Annotated in this window: 17 protein-coding genes; 6 read left to right on the top strand and 11 right to left on the bottom strand. The window is 64.9% G+C overall.

Going from position 1 to position 19,436, the window contains the following annotated elements:
• Window positions 1-6: 6 nt before the first annotated feature.
• From tssL to LHL23_RS21330, 4 genes are read left to right on the top strand one after another with little or no spacing between them, the layout of a single operon-like run.
• A complete protein-coding gene (tssL, locus tag LHL23_RS21315) occupies window positions 7-1,434 on the top strand; it encodes a type VI secretion system protein TssL, long form (RefSeq protein WP_226431471.1) in 1,428 nt (475 codons plus the stop codon).
• Window positions 1,431-5,003 (top strand): type VI secretion system membrane subunit TssM, encoded by a 3,573-nt coding sequence (gene tssM, locus LHL23_RS21320; protein ID WP_226431472.1) that lies wholly within the window; start codon window positions 1,431-1,433, stop codon window positions 5,001-5,003. The genes tssL and tssM overlap by 4 nt, the downstream gene beginning before the upstream one ends.
• Window positions 5,003-5,686, top strand: coding sequence for a type VI secretion system-associated protein TagF (gene tagF / locus LHL23_RS21325; RefSeq protein ID WP_226431473.1), 684 nt, complete (start codon window positions 5,003-5,005; stop codon window positions 5,684-5,686). The genes tssM and tagF overlap by 1 nt, the downstream gene beginning before the upstream one ends.
• Complete coding sequence (locus LHL23_RS21330) at window positions 5,683-6,405, top strand: PP2C family protein-serine/threonine phosphatase (protein WP_222480198.1); 723 nt, start codon at window positions 5,683-5,685, stop codon at window positions 6,403-6,405. The genes tagF and LHL23_RS21330 overlap by 4 nt, the downstream gene beginning before the upstream one ends.
• An 85-nt stretch (window positions 6,406-6,490) precedes the next feature.
• On the opposite strand, the gene LHL23_RS21335 is transcribed toward LHL23_RS21330, so the two are convergent.
• Both LHL23_RS21335 and LHL23_RS21340 read right to left on the bottom strand, forming a co-directional pair.
• Window positions 6,491-8,650 (bottom strand): serine/threonine protein kinase, encoded by a 2,160-nt coding sequence (locus LHL23_RS21335; RefSeq protein WP_226431474.1) that lies wholly within the window; start codon window positions 8,648-8,650, stop codon window positions 6,491-6,493.
• Between the two features lie 44 nt (window positions 8,651-8,694).
• Window positions 8,695-9,270, bottom strand: a complete 576-nt coding sequence (locus LHL23_RS21340) for an OmpA family protein (protein ID WP_222480202.1) — start codon at window positions 9,268-9,270, stop codon at window positions 8,695-8,697.
• A 184-nt stretch (window positions 9,271-9,454) separates the two neighbouring features.
• On the opposite strand from LHL23_RS21340, the gene LHL23_RS21345 reads away from it, so the two are divergent.
• Complete coding sequence (locus LHL23_RS21345; RefSeq protein ID WP_222480205.1) at window positions 9,455-10,297, top strand: M15 family metallopeptidase; 843 nt, start codon at window positions 9,455-9,457, stop codon at window positions 10,295-10,297.
• A gap of 19 nt (window positions 10,298-10,316) precedes the next feature.
• On the opposite strand, the gene LHL23_RS21350 is transcribed toward LHL23_RS21345, so the two are convergent.
• The 9 genes from LHL23_RS21350 to LHL23_RS21390 form a co-directional block, all read right to left on the bottom strand.
• Window positions 10,317-11,240: a hypothetical protein gene (locus tag LHL23_RS21350; protein WP_226431475.1), complete on the bottom strand. Its 924-nt coding sequence runs from the start codon at window positions 11,238-11,240 to the stop codon at window positions 10,317-10,319.
• A 72-nt stretch (window positions 11,241-11,312) separates the two neighbouring features.
• Complete coding sequence (locus tag LHL23_RS21355) at window positions 11,313-12,791, bottom strand: caspase family protein (protein WP_226431476.1); 1,479 nt, start codon at window positions 12,789-12,791, stop codon at window positions 11,313-11,315.
• Between the two features lie 148 nt (window positions 12,792-12,939).
• On the bottom strand, window positions 12,940-13,266 hold the full coding sequence (locus LHL23_RS21360; protein WP_222480211.1) for a hypothetical protein: 327 nt from the start codon (window positions 13,264-13,266) through the stop codon (window positions 12,940-12,942).
• A 2-nt stretch (window positions 13,267-13,268) separates the two neighbouring features.
• Window positions 13,269-13,655: a response regulator gene (locus LHL23_RS21365; protein WP_222480213.1), complete on the bottom strand. Its 387-nt coding sequence runs from the start codon at window positions 13,653-13,655 to the stop codon at window positions 13,269-13,271.
• 39 nt (window positions 13,656-13,694) lie between these two features.
• Window positions 13,695-14,552, bottom strand: coding sequence for a CheR family methyltransferase (locus LHL23_RS21370; protein WP_226431477.1), 858 nt, complete (start codon window positions 14,550-14,552; stop codon window positions 13,695-13,697).
• Window positions 14,549-15,031, bottom strand: coding sequence for a chemotaxis protein CheW (locus LHL23_RS21375; protein WP_222480217.1), 483 nt, complete (start codon window positions 15,029-15,031; stop codon window positions 14,549-14,551). The genes LHL23_RS21370 and LHL23_RS21375 overlap by 4 nt, the downstream gene beginning before the upstream one ends.
• A complete protein-coding gene (locus LHL23_RS21380; RefSeq protein ID WP_226431478.1) occupies window positions 15,021-17,180 on the bottom strand; it encodes a chemotaxis protein CheA in 2,160 nt (719 codons plus the stop codon). Before LHL23_RS21380 ends, LHL23_RS21375 begins: the two co-directional genes overlap by 11 nt.
• Before the next feature lies 1 nt (window position 17,181).
• Window positions 17,182-17,556 carry a response regulator gene (locus LHL23_RS21385; protein ID WP_222480221.1) on the bottom strand — a complete coding sequence of 125 codons (375 nt, stop codon included), beginning with the start codon at window positions 17,554-17,556 and terminating at the stop codon, window positions 17,182-17,184.
• The gene (locus LHL23_RS21390) at window positions 17,553-17,840 is read right to left on the bottom strand and encodes an STAS domain-containing protein (protein ID WP_222480223.1); all 288 of its coding nucleotides are present in this window, start codon (window positions 17,838-17,840) and stop codon (window positions 17,553-17,555) included. The genes LHL23_RS21385 and LHL23_RS21390 overlap by 4 nt, the downstream gene beginning before the upstream one ends.
• A 415-nt stretch (window positions 17,841-18,255) precedes the next feature.
• Between LHL23_RS21390 and LHL23_RS21395 the strand changes: the two genes are divergently transcribed.
• Window positions 18,256-19,436 (top strand): cache domain-containing protein (locus LHL23_RS21395; RefSeq protein WP_226431479.1); only part of this gene is annotated, 1,181 nt, incomplete at its 3' end.

Consider the following 19,436-nt stretch of genomic DNA (forward strand, 5'->3'; position numbering starts at 1 on the left):
GCTGAGATGGCTGATTATGACGATCCCTTTGCTGAACCCGGGGATACCGACAAGACGGTGATCAAGCCGAACCCGGGCGGGCGGCGCACGGCCACGCCGGTGCAGCAGCCGGAGGTGCCGCAGCAGGCCCAGCCGGCGCCGGAACAGCCGGCGGAGCCGGACCTGGATGCCTATGGCGTGCCGCAGGCAGCAGCGCCGAAACCGCAGGCCGCGGCCGGCGGCGCCAAGGCGCCGAAGATGGCGCTGACGGGGATGAACCAGCTGACGGCCTGCGCCTCGACCCTGTTCGCGCTGATTTCCCGCATCCGCAACCGGGCGCAGCACATGGACCCGGACGGCTTGCGCAAGAATGTGGTGGCCGAGGTGCGCGCGTTTGAAAACCGCGCCCTGCAGGCTGGCATTGCCGCGCAGACGGTGAAGGTTGCGCGCTATGCGCTGTGCGCGACGCTGGACGATGTGGTGCTGAACACGCCCTGGGGCGGGCAGTCCTCCTGGGGGCTGCAGTCGATGGTGGCGACCTTCCACCGCGAGGTGGTGGGCGGCGACCGCTTCTATGACCTGCTGGCGCGGCTGGAGAAGGAGCCGGGCAACAATATCGACATGCTCGAGTTCCTCTATATGTGCCTGTCGCTGGGGTTCGAGGGCCGCCTGCGGGTTGAGCAGGGCGGTTCCGAGAAGCATTTGCAGATCCGCGGCGCGCTGGCCCGGATCATCCGCAACCAGCGCGGCCCCGTCGAGCGCGATCTGTCGCCGCATTGGGAAGGCATCGTCAAACCGTTCAAGGCATTGTCGGTCTGGCGGCTGGTGTGGATCACCATGGCCGCGACCTGCGCCATTCTGGCGCTGCAGTTCCTTGGCCTCAGCTGGATGCTGTCGAACCAGACCGAAAATGTGGTCGGGCAGCTGACCATTGTGGATTCCGGCCCCAAGCCGGAGCTGGAACGGCGCGCGCCGCCGCCGCCGCCGCCGCCGCTGGCGCCGACCACCGAGGAGCAGGTTGCCAAGGTCGCGGGCTTCCTGGAGCCGGAAATCAAGGAAGGCATCGTGCAGGTCTTCCAGAAGGGCAATACGCTGATCATCCGGCTGGCCGGCTCCGGCATGTTCGGCTCCGGCTCTGACCAGCTGAGCAAGGCGTTCCGCAACCCGGTGAACCGGGTGGCCGAGGCGCTGAATGACGAAAAGGGCAAGATCATCGTGGCAGGGCATTCCGACAACGTGCCGATCCGCTCCTCCCGCTTCCCCTCGAACATGGCGCTGTCGCTGGCGCGGGCGAAATCGGTGATGGCCGGTATGGCCAGGGTGATGACCGATCCGGACCGGCTGTCGGCCGAGGGCCGCGCCGATAAAGAACCGATTGCAGACAACAGCACCCGCGCCGGGCGGGCCAAGAACCGCAGAATCGAAATCCTGCTGGTTCAGGAGGTTGAAGGATGATCCGCCGTTATATCATTCCCCTGTTCCGGTCGATCTACACCGTTCTGCTGATCCTGGCGGCGGTGCTGTCGGCCTGCGTGTGGTTTTTCGCGCCCTTCATCGGCAGCGATGACTGGCGCCCGTTCGACGGCGTGATGGCGCGGCTGATCACCATCGGGGTGATCTTCCTGCTGTATTTCATCACCATCGGCATCATCTTCTGGCGGCGCCGCCGCAAGGACAAGGAGATGACCGAGGAGATGGCGGAAACCGTCGACACCTCGGAAGATGACGTGCTGTCGGAGGAAATCGGCGAGCTGCGCGGCAAGTTCAAGGACGCGATGAAGGAGCTGCGCAAGTCCAAGGGCGGGCGGCGCCACCTGAACGACCTGCCGTGGTACATCATGATCGGCCCGCCCGGCGCCGGTAAGACCACCGCGATCGTGAATTCCGGCCTGCAGTTTCCGCTGGCTGAAAAGCTGGGCAAGGCGGCGATTGGCGGCGTCGGCGGCACCCGTAACTGCGACTGGTGGTTCACCAATGACGCAGTGCTGATCGACACTGCCGGGCGCTATACCACGCAGGAAAGCGATGCCGAGGCCGACAATGCCGCCTGGCTGGGGTTCCTGGGCCTGTTGAAGAAGTACCGCAAGCGGCAGCCGATCAACGGCGCGATCATTGCGATCTCGCTGTCGGACCTCAGCTTGCAGGACGAGATCACCCAGAAAAGCCACGCTGCCGCCGTGCGCCGCCGCCTGGCGGAACTGCGCGAGAAGCTGGGCGTGCGCTTCCCGGTCTATGTGCTGTTCACCAAGGCGGACCTGATTGCCGGCTTCCAGGAGTTCCACGACGCCTTGGGCAAGGAGGACCGCGAGCAGGTCTGGGGCTTCACCCTGCCGCTGCCTAAAGGCAAGAAGGAGCAGCCGCCGATTGCCGGTTTCGACGAGGAGTTCGGCCTGTTGCTGGGGCAGCTCAACGCGCAGCTTCTGGAGAAGATGCAGACCGAGACCGACCATCAGCGCCGGGCGCTGATCGCGGGCTTCCCGGCGCAGGTGGCCTCGATGCGCGCGGTGGCGCGCGAGTTCCTGATGGAGGTGTTCCAGGACAACCGCTATGAGCAGCGCCAGATGCTGCGCGGTGTCTATTTCACCTCCGGCACCCAGGAAGGCACGCCGATCGACCGGCTGATGCTGGGCATGGCGCAGACCTTCGGCATCGGGCGCCAGGCGATCGGCTCGGGGCAGGGCACCGGGCGCAGCTTCTTCCTGACCCGGCTGTTCGAAGGCGTGATGTTCCCCGAGGCCGGACTGGTGTCGGCCGACGACAAGGTCGAGCGCCGCTACCGCTGGACCCGGCGGATTGCGATTGCGGCCACTGTGCTGGTGGCCATTGCGATGGGCACGCTGTGGGTGCGGTCGTACCTCAAGAACACCGACCTGATCGCCCAGGCGGACGGGCAGGTCGCGGCCTATCAGGCGGCGGCGGCGCAGCTGCCGCCGAGCCCGGTCGGCGATACTGATCTGGTTCCGGTGGCCGCGGCGCTGAACAACCTGCGCGACATGCCGGGCAATCCGGTGCTGTCCGACCCGGATCCGGACCGGGCGATGACCTACGGCCTGTATCAGGGCGAGGTGATCGGCACCCAGGCGGCGCAGACCTACCGCGGCGCGCTGAACCGGCGCCTGCTGCCGCGGCTGCTGGTGCGGCTGGAGCAGCAGATCGAGGGCAATATCAACAACCCCGATGCGCTGTATGAGGCGCTGAAGATCTATCTGATGCTGGGTCTGCAGGGGCCGATGAACCAGGATCTGGTCAAGGAATGGATGCGGCTCGACTGGGAAAACATTGCCTATCCTGGCATTGCCCGCAATCAGCTGCGCGCCGATCTGATGGACCACCTGACCGCGCTTCTGTCGCAGCCGATGGAGGAAATCGCCCTCAACGGCCCGCTGATCGCCCAGGCACAGAATATCCTGTCGGAAATGCCGCTGGCGCAGCGGGTCTATAACGGCATCCTGAACTCGCAGCAGGCTACGGCGCTGCCGAAATGGCGGATCACCGACGTTGGCGGCCCCTCGGTCCGGCGGGTGCTGGTGCGCAGCTCCGGCAAGCAGCTGAACGACGGGATCGAAGGCATCTTCACCTATGACGGCTTCCACAACGTGTTCCTGCCGGAGGCGGTCAGCGTCGCCGAACGGGTCCACCGCGAGGCCTGGGTGCTGGGCGAGCAGAACGAGGCGGCCCAGAACCAGGCGGTGCTCTTGAAGCTCAGCCGCGATGTGCTGGACCTCTATTACAATGACTACATCAGCCGCTATGACCAGTTGCTGGGGGATATCGACATCATCCCGCTGGAATCGCTCTCGCATGCAGTGGAAGTCACCAATGTTCTGTCCGGGCCGACCTCGCCCATCGTCAACATCCTGACCGAGGTCAGCAATGAGACCCGGCTGAACGAGGACAAGTCGGTGCTGGACTCCGGCTCACTGGCAGAGGGCGCGCAGCAGGTTGCGGCAATCGAGTCGCGGTCGAACCTGTCCATTCAGGGCCAGATCCTGCTGGAGGCGCTGGTCAATTCCGCGGCCAATGCGCCGGGGCAGGCCGCCAAGCCGCCGGGAGCCTATGTGCAGGAGCGGTTCCAGTGGCTTTATGATCTGGTGAACCGGCCCGAAGGCCAGCCGTCGCAGCTGGACGATCTGATGGGGCAGCTGCAGCTGGTCTATCAGGAGCTGAACAAGATGTCCTTCTCCGGCGTGGCAACCGGCGGCCAAAGCGGCCAGGCGCTGCTGCAGTTCCAGCAGACCGCCAGCCGGATGGGCGGGCCGCTGCCCCGCTGGGCGACGCAGATTTCTGCGGGTTCGTCGGGCATCACGTCTGAGGGTACCCGGGCCTCGATCAATGCGCGCTGGCAATCGGCGGTGCTGCCGTTCTGCGAAAAGGCGCTGGCGAACCGGTACCCGTTCAACCGCTCGGCGCGCGCCGACGTTGCGATGGCGGATTTTGCCAAGCTGTTTTCGCCCGACGGCATGATCGACAGCTTCTTCAATGAGCATCTGCTGAAATATGTCGATACCCGCAGCCGCCCCTGGACCTGGAAACGGGTCAACGACGTGGATCTGGGGATCAGCCCTGCGGTGCTGCAGCAGATGCAGTATGCTTCAGAGATCAAGGAGGCTTTCTTTGCGGGCGGCGCGCAGCCGGCAGTGAGCTTCCAGATCACCGTCAATGCGCTGGACCCCAAGGCCAAGGAAGTGCTGCTGGAAATCGACGGCACAAAAGTGGCCTATAATCACCGCTCCGGCGCGCCGACGCCGGTGGCGGTGACCTGGCCCGGCTCGGTCGGGCTGGCGCGGCTGACGCTGCTGCCGCAGAAGAAAGACAGCCAGAACGTGCTGTCGCGGGACGGGCCCTGGGCCTGGTTCCGGCTGCTGGATGCGGCAGAGGTGCGGCGCACCAATGTCTCCGACCGGCGGCGGGTGAATTTCCGGGTCGGCGGGCGGCTGGCGCTGTTCGAGCTGCAGTCCGGGTCGGTCATCAATCCCTTCGCCCTGCCGGCGATGGCAAAGTTCAGCTGCCCGAAGTCGATGTGATGGCGGGGTTCGGCGCATTCGGCAAGATGCCTGCGGCCGGGGATTTCTTCCGGCTGAACACGCCGGGCGGGTTTGTGCGGGTCTGGGACGCCTGGCTGCAGCAGGTTCTGCTCGACGGCAGGACCGCCTATGGGTCCGGCTTTGACGCGCATTACATGACCGCGCCGATCTGGCGGTTCACCCTGCCTGCGGGCCTTGCCGGTGCTGCCAGAACCGCGGGGGTGATGATGCCCTCGGTCGACCGGGTGGGGCGGCGGTTTCCGCTGACGCTGATGGCGGCGCTGCCCGGGACGGACCCGGCGGGGCTGGGCCATCTGGGCGCGGAAAGGGTGTTTGAGCGGCTGGAGGACCTGGCACTGGATGCATTGGAGGACACGATGACCAAGGACAGCCTGGCAGAACGGCTTGCAGCCATTCCGGTGCCCGATGCGGCAGAGGCCGCGGCACCTTTGGCCGATGCCATGGAAGTGGTGCTGGCCGGGCCGCAGGGGTCTGAGCGGCTTGGCGCAGCAGGGGCGGAAGGACAGCTGAACCCGCGGTTGTCCGGCTGCAGCCTGTGGACGGCGCTGCTGGATGGCGGGCCGCGGACGCTGGCCTGCATGGGCCTGCCGGCGGGGGCTGCAGCGCTGGCGCTGTTCGATCTGGGGGCGCCGGTCTGGACCGGCGCTGAGGTGGCGGGATGAACCAGCTGCGCAAATACCGCTACGTCGCGAAGACCCATGTGGGATTGAAACGCAAGGTCAACGAGGACGCGGTGCTGGCGCTGCCGGAGCACGACATCTGGCTGGTTGCCGATGGCATGGGCGGCCATGATGCAGGCGATTTCGCCAGCCGGCTGATCGCCGATGCGGTGGCGATGATCCCGCTGGGCCTGGATCCCGCGGCGCGGATGCACGGTCTGCGCGAGGCGATCCAGAATGCCCACAAGGCGATCCGGGCTGAGGCCGAGGCGCGCGGCGGCGGCACCATCGGCTCAACCGTTGCGGCGCTGATCATGGCGAACCAGCATTTTGTCGGCCTCTGGGCCGGCGACAGCCGCATCTACCGGCTGCGCGATGGCCATATCGAGATGCTGACCGAGGATCACTCCGCGGTGGCGGAATATGTCCTGGCCGGCAAGATGACCTGGGACGAGGCAGAGCAGCACCCGCATTCCAATGCCATCACCCGCGCCGTCGGGGTCGGGGAGGAGCTGGAGATCGACAAGATCCGCGGCAGCACCGAACCCGGCGACCGGTTCCTGGTCTGCTCTGACGGGCTGACCAAATACGCCACCTTCCAGATCCTCGAGGACGTGCTGGGCAGCACGCCGCTGGAAACCGTGGGGGACCGGCTGATCCAGCTCGCCCTGACCGGCGGCGGGGCGGACAACATCACCGTTATCGTGGTGGACGTGCTGTAGCGGGACCGTGTCCCGGCCAAAGAAGGGGCTCCGGAGGACAGATGTTTCCCGGGCCGGAATTCCCGCAAACCTCCGATGTTCCGGGTCAGGGCTTGGCAGTGACCAGGATACGGCTGTCGAGGGAACGGATGCGGCTGGAATCCGCCTCGTAACTGGCTTTCAGGGCTTCGGCGAACCCCACTGCGCTTTCCGACGTCGGCCGCATGCCGTCAAACAGCGGCTCTGCGGAATGCAGCACCAGAACCTTGCTTTTGCCCAGCGTGCTGTCATCGACCTTGAACGCGATGCCGCCATTGGCCGCGGATTCCTCCAGGCTGTAGGCGACCCGTACCGGAACCTCCCCCTCGGTGCCGCCGCGCAGGCTGGCAACCGCGTTGTCCCCGCGCGAGATATTGGGCAGCAGGTGGAACACGTTGCCGGAGACATCGAGGATCGATACGGTCAGGTAGCCGTCTGTCACGTCATCCGGCAGCACCACGTCGATCACCGGGTTTTCGCCGACAAAGAAGCGGCCCGAGGGGTTCGGCTCCTCGGTATCGCCGCCGACCGCAAACTCTACCTCGGCACCGCCGGAGGGGGCCTTGGGCAGGTGCTGTTCCACCACGCACAACGCGTCGTTCAGCACCTCGACATCCAGTACCACCTGCCGTTCATGAGCCAGCGCGCGCAGCGCATCGAACAGCTCGAGCCGGGTGGCGGTGCTGGCGACCCGGCCGCTGATCAGGATCGGATCATTGGGGCCGTAGCCCTCGAAATGGCCGTTGCCCTGCCGCACCAGCGGGCCGCAGTCGGCAAAGGACTCCATGATCGCCTTGACCTCTGCCACCGGCAGCATCGGCAATTCGAAGCGGATCTCGGCCATGCCTTCCAGGGCGCCGGGCAGGCCGTTGCGAAACCTCTCGTTAAGCATTTCCGCGACATTGGGGTCATCGGTGCTGCCGCTGAGCCGGGCCTTGTTGTTGCTGATGACCAGGCGCCATTCGCGCAGGCCCTCCAGCGGCTGCACGGTGTCCAGCACATCGGCTCCCCAGGTCTCTGCGATGGCGCCGGAGGCGAGTGTCAGGTCGGCCTCCTGCGACAGCGCCAGCAGCCCGTCGCGCACCGTTTCGGACGGCACGTTGCCGACGATCTGCACCGGGCCGTCTGGCTGTTTTTCGGCAATCAGCGAATAGGGGCGGACCTCCGGGTAGCTGGGTCCGAGGAAACTGTCGAGGAAGCCGCCGAAATAGGCACCGGCCCCGCCGCCGCCAAGCAGCAGCAGAACTGCCAGCGCCGCCCAGAGCCCGCCGCCTTTTTTTGCCTTTTCCGGCGCCGGTTTCGAGGCCGGCGGCGATGGCGGCGGTGCGGGTTTGCTGGTCTTCGGCACGATGATGGTTGCGTCTTCGGCCGGGGCCTCCGGCACCTCCCGCTGGCTGCCGCCGTCGGGATTGTCGAGGAACGCGAGGACCTCGCCCGCGCTCTGGAACCGGTCGGCCGGATCCGGTGCACACATCCGGTCGATCAGGGTCTTGAGCGGTTCCGGCACTCCGCTAGTGTCCACTGGTTTCTGCTTGTTTTCAACCACTTCCATCGGGTTGGAGCCAAGCTTGGGCGCTGCACCGCGAAAGTTGGCCAGCAGCAATGCCCCCAGCGAATAGATGTCGGAGCGGGCATCGGTGTCGCCGCTCATCTGCTCCGGCGCGGCATAGGAGTACTTGCCGGCGAATTCATTGCCGACAATGGTCTGGGCGCCCGGGTTGGTGTCCTTGGCAATGCCGAAATCGATGATCACTGCCTCTGCCGGATCGCCGCCGCGCAGGATGATGTTGTCGGGGCTGAGATCGCGGTGGACGATATTGCGGGCATGGGCCGCCTGCAGCCCTTCGGCCACGCGGCGGCAGATCACCAGCAGATCCTCGGCCGCCATCGGCCCCTGTTTCAGGCGCTTGTCGAGGCCGGGGCCGTCGACATAATCCATCAGCAGATAGATATGGCCGTCGGGGGTGCGATGGTTCTCCGAGTAGCGCACCACGGCGGCATGGCGGATTTCGCGGATGTTTTCCTCGCGCGCCATCAGGACGGTGAAATCCTCGTTGGCGGCGAGCTCCTGCTTCAGCACTTTCAGGGCCACAAGGTTGCCGGAAATTTCCGAGCGCGCCTTGTAGACGTCGGAGGTGCCGCCGCGGCCCAGCAGGCATTCGATCCTGTAGGTGTTGTTGAGCAGGTCACCCGGCTGGAACAAGTCGCCAGGGCGCGATTCAAGCATGGAGGTCTCCCTGGCCTTGGATCCGGCGCGGGCCTGAGCTGTTGTCAGCCCAGAGCCTGGAATTCGACGCGCCGGTTTTCATCGGCACGGGTGTTTTCCTGATTGAAGGGTGCAGTTTCGCCCATGCCGATGGCCTTGAGCATATCCTCGGGCACGCCGCAGGAGCTGATCAGGTGACGGCGCACTTCCTGCGCGCGCAGCAGCGACAGGCGTTCGTTGTAAGCCGCCGAACCGGAGCTGTCGGTGTGGCCGATGATTTGGAACACGGTGCCGTCAAGCGCTTTCATCGATGCGCACATGTTGGCCAGCTTCGGTTCCTGGTCCGCGCGCAGGGCAGCGCTGTCGAAGTCAAAGGAGATCTGGACGTTGATCTGCGTCTGGCGGTCGACTGGATTGTATTCCTCTGCCGCGGCGGCAACGGTCGCGGTTTCCTCTGCCGTGTTCTCAGCCGCGCCCGCGCTGCTGGGCACGATCACCAGGCCGCGGGTTTTCTGCTTCTTGAAGGCTTCGGTGATTTCCTCGACCGAAAGTTCGCCGCTGTTCGACTGCGCCTGCGCCAATGGAGCGAAAATCAGCCCGGCTCCCAGAACACTTGCGAAAATTCCTTTCAGGCGGATCATGCTCGGCGCCCTCCCCTACCGTTTCAACATTGCGGGCAGTTTATACCAGCGCCTGCAGCCTGCCAATGGCGGGCGGCGGCCAGCCCGGGAAAAAAACACGGTGTTTCCGGCAAGTTGTAAACAGGGGCTTTACTGGCAGCAGGTGAAAGTTTGAAAATAGGCGCGAAACCGGATGGGAGGAAAGATGCGGGTTCTGCCAGCTGTGATTATCGCCATTGGCCTGGTGCTGGCCCCGGCCATCTGGTTCGGGCTCAGCTGGCTGCTGAGCGAAGAGGACTACCAGGGGGCCGGCGGGGTGGATTCCACTGCCCGGATCGAGATCGAGATGCTGCGCCAGCAGGTCGAGGATCTGCAGGCCAGGATGACGGATTTGCAAAACGAAGTCGCCAGCCTGCCCGCGGGAGGGGCAGGCGCCGGCGGCCCTTTCACTGATGATGCGGCCGGCGAGGCCGCGATCTGGAACCAGACCGGCGGCGCCGATCTGGATTATGCCCAGGTGGTGCTGATTGCCGACCGGCTGAACGTGAACCGGGGCCTGCGGGTGACCGGGGGCTCTTATCTGACCGAGAAACTGGGCCGCCCGCGGGAAGATCTGAACGACACCTGCCAGCCGATGACCAACCCGGAGCTGAAGGACAAGCTGGTGACAGAACAGGTCGGGCCGATCCGGGTCAGCATGCTGCGCCCGGCGATCGAAAGCCTGAAAGTGGTGTTCGAGAACATCCGCCAGGCTGATCCGGACCTTTACGCCCGCATCAATACAGCGGGTGCGCTATGTGTGCGCCGGATTCGCGGCACCGCAAATTCCCTGTCCACCCACAGCTATGGCCTGGCGGTGGATCTCAACATCGACGGCAAGCTGGACAATTTCACCGATGGAAAGACCCAGCTGGGCCTCACCATCATGGCGGATTTCTTCTACGATCAGGGCTGGGTCTGGGGCGCCGGGTTCCGGCGCGAGGACAGCATGCATTTTGAAATCAGCCGCCGCCAGTTGGATGAATGGCTGGCGAACGGGCTGCTGTAAGCCGCTTTGCAGCCTGCGGTCACGCCGACCGCAGCAAGACCTTGCTGGAGTCGATTGCCGCCGCAATCCGCTGGTAGCGCACCACCGACCTGGTGGGCGAGCTTTCAGCCGAACGCAGCAGTTTGGTCTGGGTTTCTTCCAGCACGGCCAGCGCCTGGGCAACCGCGGTTGCCTGCCGTTCCGGTGCCACCGCCACAATCGGACGGTGCGACCGGTCTGTGCTGTTCAGGGACCGTGCCTTGCCTCGCGGCCGCGACGGGTCGCGGTTCTCCCGCGCGATCTGCCGCAGATCCCGGGCTGTTTCCTGCAGAATTGTGCGCAGGGGCTCATGCCCGGGCAGGCCTGCCAGGTCTTTCTCCAAGGCTTCAAAGCGTTCCGCCAGGCAGTCGATCAGATAGGGGCCCACGATGCCGCACAGGTCCTGGAACCCAGCGACGCGGTCCACCACTTCATCGGCTGACCGGACGCGGTCAAAAAAGTGCCGTCCGCTGCCAGTGGAACCTCCGAAGGTACTGCCTTCGCCTTCACCGCCGCCATCGCGGCCGCCATTGCCGCCATTACCGCCGCTGCCACCGCGTGAGCCGACTCCGCTAGCGCCGCCGTCACCGCCGCCATCGCCGCCGCCATCACCGCCGCCATCACCGCCGCCATCGCCGCCGCCATCGCCGCCGCCGTCACCAGCGCCGCCATCGCCGCCGCCATCGCCGCCGCCGTCACCGCCGCCATCGCCGCCGCCGTCACCGCCGCCATCGCCGCCGCCGTCACCGCCGCCATCGCCGCCGCCGTCACCGCCGCCGTCACCGCCGCCATCGCCGCCGCCGTCACCGCCGCCATCGCCGCCGCCATCGCCGCCGCCGTCACCGCCGCCATCGCCGCCGCCATCGCCGCCGCCGTCACCAGCGCCGCCTCCTCCGCCATAGCCGCCGGCGGCTTGGCTATCCAAGGGTGTGTTCAGAAAACAGGTGAGCAGGACGAGGAACAAAGCACGATGTAACATCGGCTTGAAGTAGCCCGGTTACCCCTCCAGTCCATAGGCTTGGCGGATTCCGCGCTGGGTGCCTGGGCCGAAATCCCCGTCAATCGCGCCGGCGTAGAAGTTGTTCTCCTTCAGCTTCTGCTGCAAGGCGCGACGGGTTTCGGGCGTGAACATCTTCGGCCGTTCGCTGAGCAGGTTCAGCACGTCGGAACTCCCGCTGCGTAGCGCGGCGTAAAGGTAATGCGCTGAATCTGCAGGACCTTTCGACGGAATCAGACCATCGTCGATCAGCGCTGCAAAGTTGAACTGCGCCTGCGGATGACGCAGGTCGGCAGCCCGCTCAAAGAAGGTCAGGGCCTTTTTCGGGTTGGAAGGCAGGCCCAGCCCGCCCTGATAGTGCAGGAAACCGAGATCGTTGATTGCATCGGCAAAATCCTGGGCCGCGGCGGCCTGGTACAGTTCCAGCGCCCTGGGCTGATCGACTTCAACGCCGGTGCCGCGCTCATACAGCTTGGCCAGCTCGAACTGGGCCTCGGGCGAGCCCGCATCGGCGGCCCGCTGCAGGAAATCCACCGCCGCCTTGGGGTCGAACCGGCCTTCGTTCGGGTTCAAGCGGATATAGGCAAGACCCAGCATCGAGCGGGTGTCGCCCAGTTCGGCCAGTGCCAGCAGCTGCTCCTCCTGGTCGGGCTTCAGCGCCGCCCATGCAGCAGAGGCATCGGCAACCGCCACCGGGGCGTCATTTTCGCCGGGGCCGGCCAGATAGAACGGCACGCCGGTCAGCGAGCCGTAGGTATGCGGCTCCTGCAGGTTGGCGGTGCTCTGCAGCACCTGGTCGCGCACCTGGCGGAACATCAGGCTGATCTCCAAACCCGGCTGCACCATTTTCTCCATCAGCGCGGTGGCATAGGGCGAGTTGCTGCCGCTGCCGTCCAGCGCCACCTGGCCGTCCTTGGCGGCAAAGGCCACAAGAGTGCCGCGGTCCGGATCGGCAGGCGCCATGCCGCCGCCGCCGCGGGTTGCCTGCCCGGTATCGGCGGTCTGGCCGCTGCTCTGATCAAGGGCAATGGAGTCGCCCAGCGGGTTGTCGCGGCAGCTGTCGAGGATCACGATCCGCATCTTGCGGGCCCGGTCCACCGCATCCAGAAGCTGTTTCAGCGACAGCGACTGGCGCTGCACATCGCGGTTGCTGGCCACTTTGGCGTCAGCGGGGATCAGGAAATTCTCGCCCTGCACCTCGATCCCGTGGCCGGCGAAATAGACCAGCGCCAGATCGGCGACCTCGGAGCGGAAGGCGAAATCATCCAGCAGCTGTTCCATTTCAGAGGTGCCCGGATCCAGTGCCAGGCTGACGTCGAAGCCGATCCCTTCCAGCGTGTCCGCCATCGCAACCGCATCGTTGCGGGTATTCTCCAGTGGCGGCAGGTGCTGGTATTCCGCCACCCCGATAACCAGAGCAATGCGGTCGCTGGCAGCCTGCGCCCCTGCCGCAAGCAGAAGGCAGGTTGTGAAAATCAAGGGTTTGAAAAGAAAAGACATGCGGATACCCGGGGTGGCAGTTTCTGCTGGACCCAATGTAATCCGCCGCGGCGTCAAAGAAAAAGGAAATTCGCCGCGCCCGCGGCGCAGCAGGGCCCCGCCCCCGAAGGGGCGGAGCCTTGTGATATCAGGTGCTGGCCATGCTGCTGGCCGAACGCAGCCGGTCGCGCAGCTTTTCCAGAGTGACCCCGGCCGCAGCGGCCGGCAGGTCCGCGGGGCCGGCCTCGTCAACCTGGGCCTGAACCCGCCGGTAGAACCCGGAGAGCCCCGACAGGGTCTGGATCACCAGGTCAAAGTCCTGCAGCGAGCGCAGCTCCTGGCTGGTCGGGGCGGTGCCCCGCTCCAGCACATCCAGGACGACGTCCTCCAGCGCTTGCATCTGGCTGCGCAGCTGCTCCATTTCCCACGCCGATGCGGCGCACAGTTCGCCCAGGGCTTTGTCGGGACGTTCCATGATCAGAGCCGCCCGACGACCTGTTCGATGGCCTGCTTCATGGTTGCCACCGTGAACGGCTTGCGGATGATGTTGTTCAGGCCAAGCTGCTTGCCCACCTGGATGATTTCCGGTGTCGGCTTGCCGGTGACCAGGATGAAGCCGACGCGCTGCGTCACCTGGTGGCTGCGCAGCGCCTTCAGCAGTCCCAGCCCGTCCATGCCCGGCATGTTGTAGTCCGACAGCACCAGGTGCACCGGGGTCTGGGTCAGCTTCTGGTAGGCGGACTGGCCGGCGTTTTCGACCATGTAGTTCTTGATGCCGATCTCATCCAGGCTTTGTGTGATGATCCCCCGGCTCGTCGACATGTCATCGACAACCATGACGCGGAGAGAGTCTTTCAAGCTCATTTTTGTTTCCTTCTGCTCTGCTTGCAGCCGTGGACAGGGTTACCTGCCAGCGGGTGAGTTGACATAAGTGGTGATCCCGGCCGTCTTCAGGTGCTGCGCAGCCGGGCCAGACATGCGCTCGGAGTGACCGATGAAGAGGGTGCCGCCCGGGTTCAGGGCATTCTGGAAGGCGCTCCAGACTTTCTGCTGGGTCGGGTTGTCGAAATAGATCGCGACATTCCGGCAGAAGATCGCATCGAACTTGCCCCGGAACGGGAACGGTTCGATCAGGTTCAGCACCCCGAAGGTGATCAGCTGGCGCAGGCTCTCCGGCAGCCGCCCGTCCGGATCGCGCTTGGGCACCAGCCTGCTGTATTTCGCATCGATCTGGGCCAGCTCGTCCTCGGGGTACTTGGCCGCCTGGGCATGGCGCACCACCACCGGGTCGATGTCCGTGCCCAGGATCTTGATGTCCAGCTTGGCCGCTTCCGGACAGACATCCAGCAGCGTCATCGCGATCGAGTAGGGCTCCTGCCCGTTGGAGCAGCCCGCCGACCACAGCCGCACCCGGCCGCCGCGCCGGGCCTGTTCCACCAGCGGCGGCAGCACCTCGTTGCGCAGGGTTTCGAAATGATGCGGCTCCCGGAAGAAATGGGTCACATTGGTGGTCAGCAGCGACAGCAGCCCGCTGCGCTCCTGGTCGGCATTGGGGCCGTCCAGGCTGGCGAGGTAGTCCTTGAAATTGGTGATGTTGCGCTGGCGCAGCTTGCGGGCCAGGCGCGACGACACCAGCGGCTTCTTGCTTTTCGCCATCGCCAGGCCGAAGTGCTTGTGCGCGAACTGCGCAATCGCTTCGAATTCCTGGTCGCTGAGCGTGAAGCTGTCGGCCGGGGCAGTGATGGTCCCTTCTGCGCTCACGGCATCACCTGCTCCGGCGCCGAGATCACCGCATCCAGGTTGATGATGCGCACCATGGTGTCATCATGCGAGATGATGCCCTGGATGTATTCCATCGTGTTGCGGCTATCCACCGGCGGGGTGTCCTGGATGTCGTCCGGGTTGATCGAGATGATCTCGGAGACCGACTCGGCCAGCAGGCCGACCGGCTTGCCGTGCACCGAGACGACAATGACCACGTTGCGCTCGCTGGCTTCGGTCTGCTGCAGGCCGAAGCGGGCGGAGAGGTCGTAGATCGGGATCACCGCGCCGCGCAGGTTCATCACCCCCAAAACGTCGGCCGGGGCATGCGGCAGGATGGTCACCGGCGACCAGCGCCGGATTTCCCGGATCTGGGTGATCTTCAGGCAGAAGGCCTGCCCGGCCACCGTGAAGCTGACAAACTCGCTGTGTTCAGCGTGTTTCACTTCCTGATCAGATTGCTTCACTTCAGCTTGCATTGCTCATTCTCCGCTCGGTGTCAAAGGCGGCCGCAGTGGGCGAGGCCGCAATGATGCTTTCAGGGTCCAGGATCATGGCGATCTTGCCGTCGCCCAGGATGGTGGCCGCGGCGACGCCGGGGATTTCCCCGCAGACGCCGTCCAGGCTCTTGATCACCACCTGGCGCTGATCGTGGATGTCATCGACTGCCAGCGCGCAGCGCTGGCCGGTTTCGGTTTCCACCAGCAGGTAGACGCCGGCCTGCTGATCGCTTTCGCGGTAAAGGCCCAAAGCGCCGGCGACATCGCAGATCGGCACGAAGTTGCCGCGGATCGACAGCAGGGTGCCGTCGGCGCCCAGGCTGTTGATCATGTCGTCGCTGCCGCGCATGGTTTCGACGATCGAGGTGATCGGCACCACCATGGTCTGATCGGCCACCGACACCACCATGCCGTCCATCACCGCCAGGGTCAGCGGCAGGATGATGGTGAAGGTGGAACCCTTGCCCGGGGCGGAAGAGATGTTGATGCGCCCGCCAAGGCCGGTCACCGCATTCTTGACAACATCCATGCCGACGCCGCGGCCGGACAGGTTGGAAATCTCCTTGGCCGTCGAGAAACCCGGTGCAAACAGCAGGTTGTCGATTTCGCCGTCGGTCAGCTCGGCGTTCTCCGGGATCAGCCCCTTTTCGATCGCGATCTGCTTGACCCGCGGGCGGTTCACGCCGGCGCCGTCGTCCTTGATCTCGATGCAGACACTGCCGGAGCGGTGCGATGCCGACAGCCGGATTTCACCGGTTTTCGACTTGCCAGCCGCCTCGCGGTCATCGGGCTTTTCAACGCCGTGGTCGACCGCGTTGCGCAGGATGTGCGTCAGCGGGTCGGACAGCCGTTCGATCACCGTCTTGTCGACCTCGGTGTTCTCGCCTTCGGTGACCAGCTTGCAGGTCTTGCCGGTGGCGGCAGAGGCCTCGCGGACGATCCGCGCCATGCGCTGGAACAGCGGCTTTACCGGCTGTGCGCGGATGGCCATGACGCCTTCCTGGATGTCGCGCGCCAGGTTCTTGAAGCCTTCCAGCTCGGTCTCGACGTCCCGGGTGTCGGGCACGTTGAGATTGGCGATCTGCTGGGCCAGCATCGAATGGTTGATGATAAGCTCCCCGACAGCGTTGATCAGCCGGTCCACCCGCTCAAGCTCGACACGGAGCGTGGGCTTGGGACCGCCGCGCTGCTCCTGTTTGCCGCTCTCGGCTTTCGGGGCCGATGCCTTTTCCTCGGCGGCTGCCGGTTTGGCTTCGGGTTCAGGTGCGGGGACCGGCGGTTCAAAAGGGGCGGCAGGGGTGTCCCCGTCTGCAGCCTCAGCGGCGGGCGGCGCGGCAAACATCGCATCGAGCGCGGCCAGCGCATTGGCTTCCGCCTCGGCATCGCCGTCGCCTGCGATCGACAGCTCGCACAGGCCTTCGACAAATTCGAACACCGCTTCGACCACCGAGCGCGGCTCCTTGGTGACCAGCACCAGGTCCCAGGCCAGATAGCTTTCACCCATGTCCATCGCATCGAAACCAGGCAGCTCGTTCTCGTCCAGCTGGACGGTCAGCTCCCCCATGTCCTTCAGCGCCTGGAACAGGAAGAACGGCTCGTTTCCGGTGCCGTACATTTCCTTCAGCGGCTGGAAGCGGATCCGGTAGGTCTCCTCTTGCGGCACCGCCGGGGCGGCGCCGAGATCGCCGAGGTCCATCATCGGCGCCGGGCCGCCAAGGCCCATCGGCTCGAAGGTGAGGTCTTCCTCTTCTTCGGGGATGTATTCATCTAGCGCGGCCAGCAGGGTGTCATGATGCGCCTCGTCGATCTGGCCGCCGTCGCGGGCGGCTTCGACCAGCGCCGACAGATGGTCGCTGGCGCGCAGCAGCAGCTGGATCAGCTTCTCGTCCAGATCCAGCCGGTTCGAGCGCACCTCGTCAAACACGGTCTCGAACCGGTGGGCAAAGGCCACCAGGTCATCGAGGCCGAAGGCCCCGGCGCCGCCCTTGATCGAGTGCACGGCCCGGAAGATCGCGTTGACAACCTCAGGGTCGTGATCGCCTCCTTCGATGGCGGTCAGCCCCTCATCCGTTGCTTCGAGGAGCTCTTCGCACTCCTCAAAGAAGGTATCCTGAATCGACCCCGACATCTTAGGCCGCGGCTCCGGTCACGCGCTTGAGGGCAAAGATCAGCGACGCGTCGTCGAACGGCTTGGTGATCCAGCCGGTGGCGCCGGCGCCGCGGGCGCGGGCCTTCAGCTCCGGTGCGCTTTCGGTGGTCAGCACCAGGATCGGCACCTTGGAGTTGATGCCGTCGCCGCGCAGCTCCTCGATCACGCCGAAGCCGTCGAGGTTGGGCATGTTGATGTCGGTGATCACCACATCCGGCGCCACGTCGGGGTACATGTCCACGCCTTCGCGGCCGTCGACCGCGCAGTGGTATTCAAAGCCGGCTTCTTCCAGGGTTGCGGCCAGCAGATTCCTGATGGTGCGGGAATCGTCGATTGCCAGAACTTTGGTCTTCATGCTGTTTCCTCGTCTTCAAAACGGTTGGGCTCCAGCCCCAGAAGCGTCAGGGACTTGCGGCAGGTTTCGGTGATGTTGGTGACTGAGAAGCCTACCCCCTCGGACCGCCACTGCTGCTCCGCGCCGAGCAGAAGCTGCAGGCAGCGCGACGGCATCAGGGCAACGCCGCGGCAGTCGATTTCAACTGCCTGGGCGCGGGCGCCTTGCAGGAAGGCGATCAGCGGATCCAGCTCCGCGAAAGCGTTTGGCAGGTCCAAAATGTGCTTTTGCGTTTCCGTAGTCATTTTCGGCGATTCGCACCCCCCGTTGTCGGCGATCAATTCGAGTTCGATGAGGCAATTCTTATGCGGCGGGCCTTAACATTTGATTGCCGCAGCCTGCGCCCGGGCGGGGATTCATAAGGAGGCCGGCGGCAAATCCGCTGCAGAAATAGCGTCAATTTTTATCAGTGGTTTTACGGCCGGCAGAATCACCTGCCGGCGCGGCGGCAGGCGTGTTTTTGGCGCCGCGCACAGCCTGCGGATGCATCTTTACCGGACCTTCAGAAAGTGACGCCGGAGCGCGGCAGAATCCGGCGGTTTTCTGCACCGAAATGCGGCAGGCAGCCTGCCCCGTAAGCGGCAAATTAACATATGCGCCGCAATCTGGCTGGCATCACTTTTGCGGTGGCCTAGACCGCATTGCTCTTAGGAGGACGGAATGAAAGCGTTCAAATCGCTCAAGCTGGCACATAAATTGCCGCTGTTTGTTGTTGGGTTCGGTGTGCTTGTGACGGCGATTCTCGTCACCATCAGCACCATCAGTTTCCAGCGCAGCGCCGAACAAAATGCTGAGGACCAGTTCCGGTCCATGGTGGCGGACCGGAAATACTCGGTCCAGACTCTGCTGACAGGGATCCGTGCGGATGTGCAGACCCTGGCCGCGGTGCCCTCCACGGCGACTGCCATCGAATGGCTGACGATGACCTGGAATGACCTTGACGGGAACCCGGGCCAGATCCTGCGCCAGGCCTATATCGGCGACAACCCGAACCCGGTCGGGCAGAAGCATCTGCTGCTGCGCGGCAAGGGCGAGTCGCCGTACCACATGCATCACGAGACCTTTCATCCGGCCTACAAAACCCTGATCGAAAGCAAGGGCTACTATGACGCCTTCCTGATCAACCTCGCGGGCGACATCGTCTACTCGGTGTTCAAGGAGAACGACTTCGGCACCAACATGATGACCGGCCCGTTCAAGGATTCAGGCCTGGCCGATGTTTACCGCAGCGCGTTGGAAGGCAGCCGCGGCGAGGTGTTCTTTGCCGACATGATGCCTTATGCGCCCTCTGGCGGCGCCGCAGCGGCTTTTGCCGCCTCGCCGGTTGTGAATGACGCCAACCTCACCGTCGGCGTGCTGGCAGTGCAGATCCCGGTGGACCTGCTGGGCGCCATCGTCAACAACGAGCAGGGCATGGGCGGCACCACCCAGATCTATCTGGCGGGCGAGGACATGATGGCGCGGACCAACTCCCGGTTTGAAGGCGGCTTTGACGTGCTGTCGCAGCTGCCGGACACTGAGCAGGTGCAGAAAGCCTTTGACGGGGAATCCCATGTTCTGCGAGGTGTAAGCGGTCTCAACGGCCAAAAAGTTCTGGCCTATTCCGAGCCGCTGCCGCTGGCCTTCGCCAACTGGGCAATCATTGCCGAACAGGACTGGGCGGAACTGATGGCGCCGGCGGCCGAGAAGCGCAACATGCTGCTGCTGGCATCGCTGATCTGCGCCGGCGGCATGTCCATCTTCGGCTGGCTGTTCGCGCGGTCTGTGACCAAACCGATCGACCGGATCTGCGCCGACATGGAGGCGGTGTCCTCCGGCGAGCTGGACATTGAGGTCGCGGC

The organism is Leisingera sp. McT4-56 (genome assembly GCF_020514995.1).
In the GTDB taxonomy this organism is placed as follows: Bacteria; Pseudomonadota; Alphaproteobacteria; order Rhodobacterales; family Rhodobacteraceae; genus Leisingera; species Leisingera aquaemixtae_A.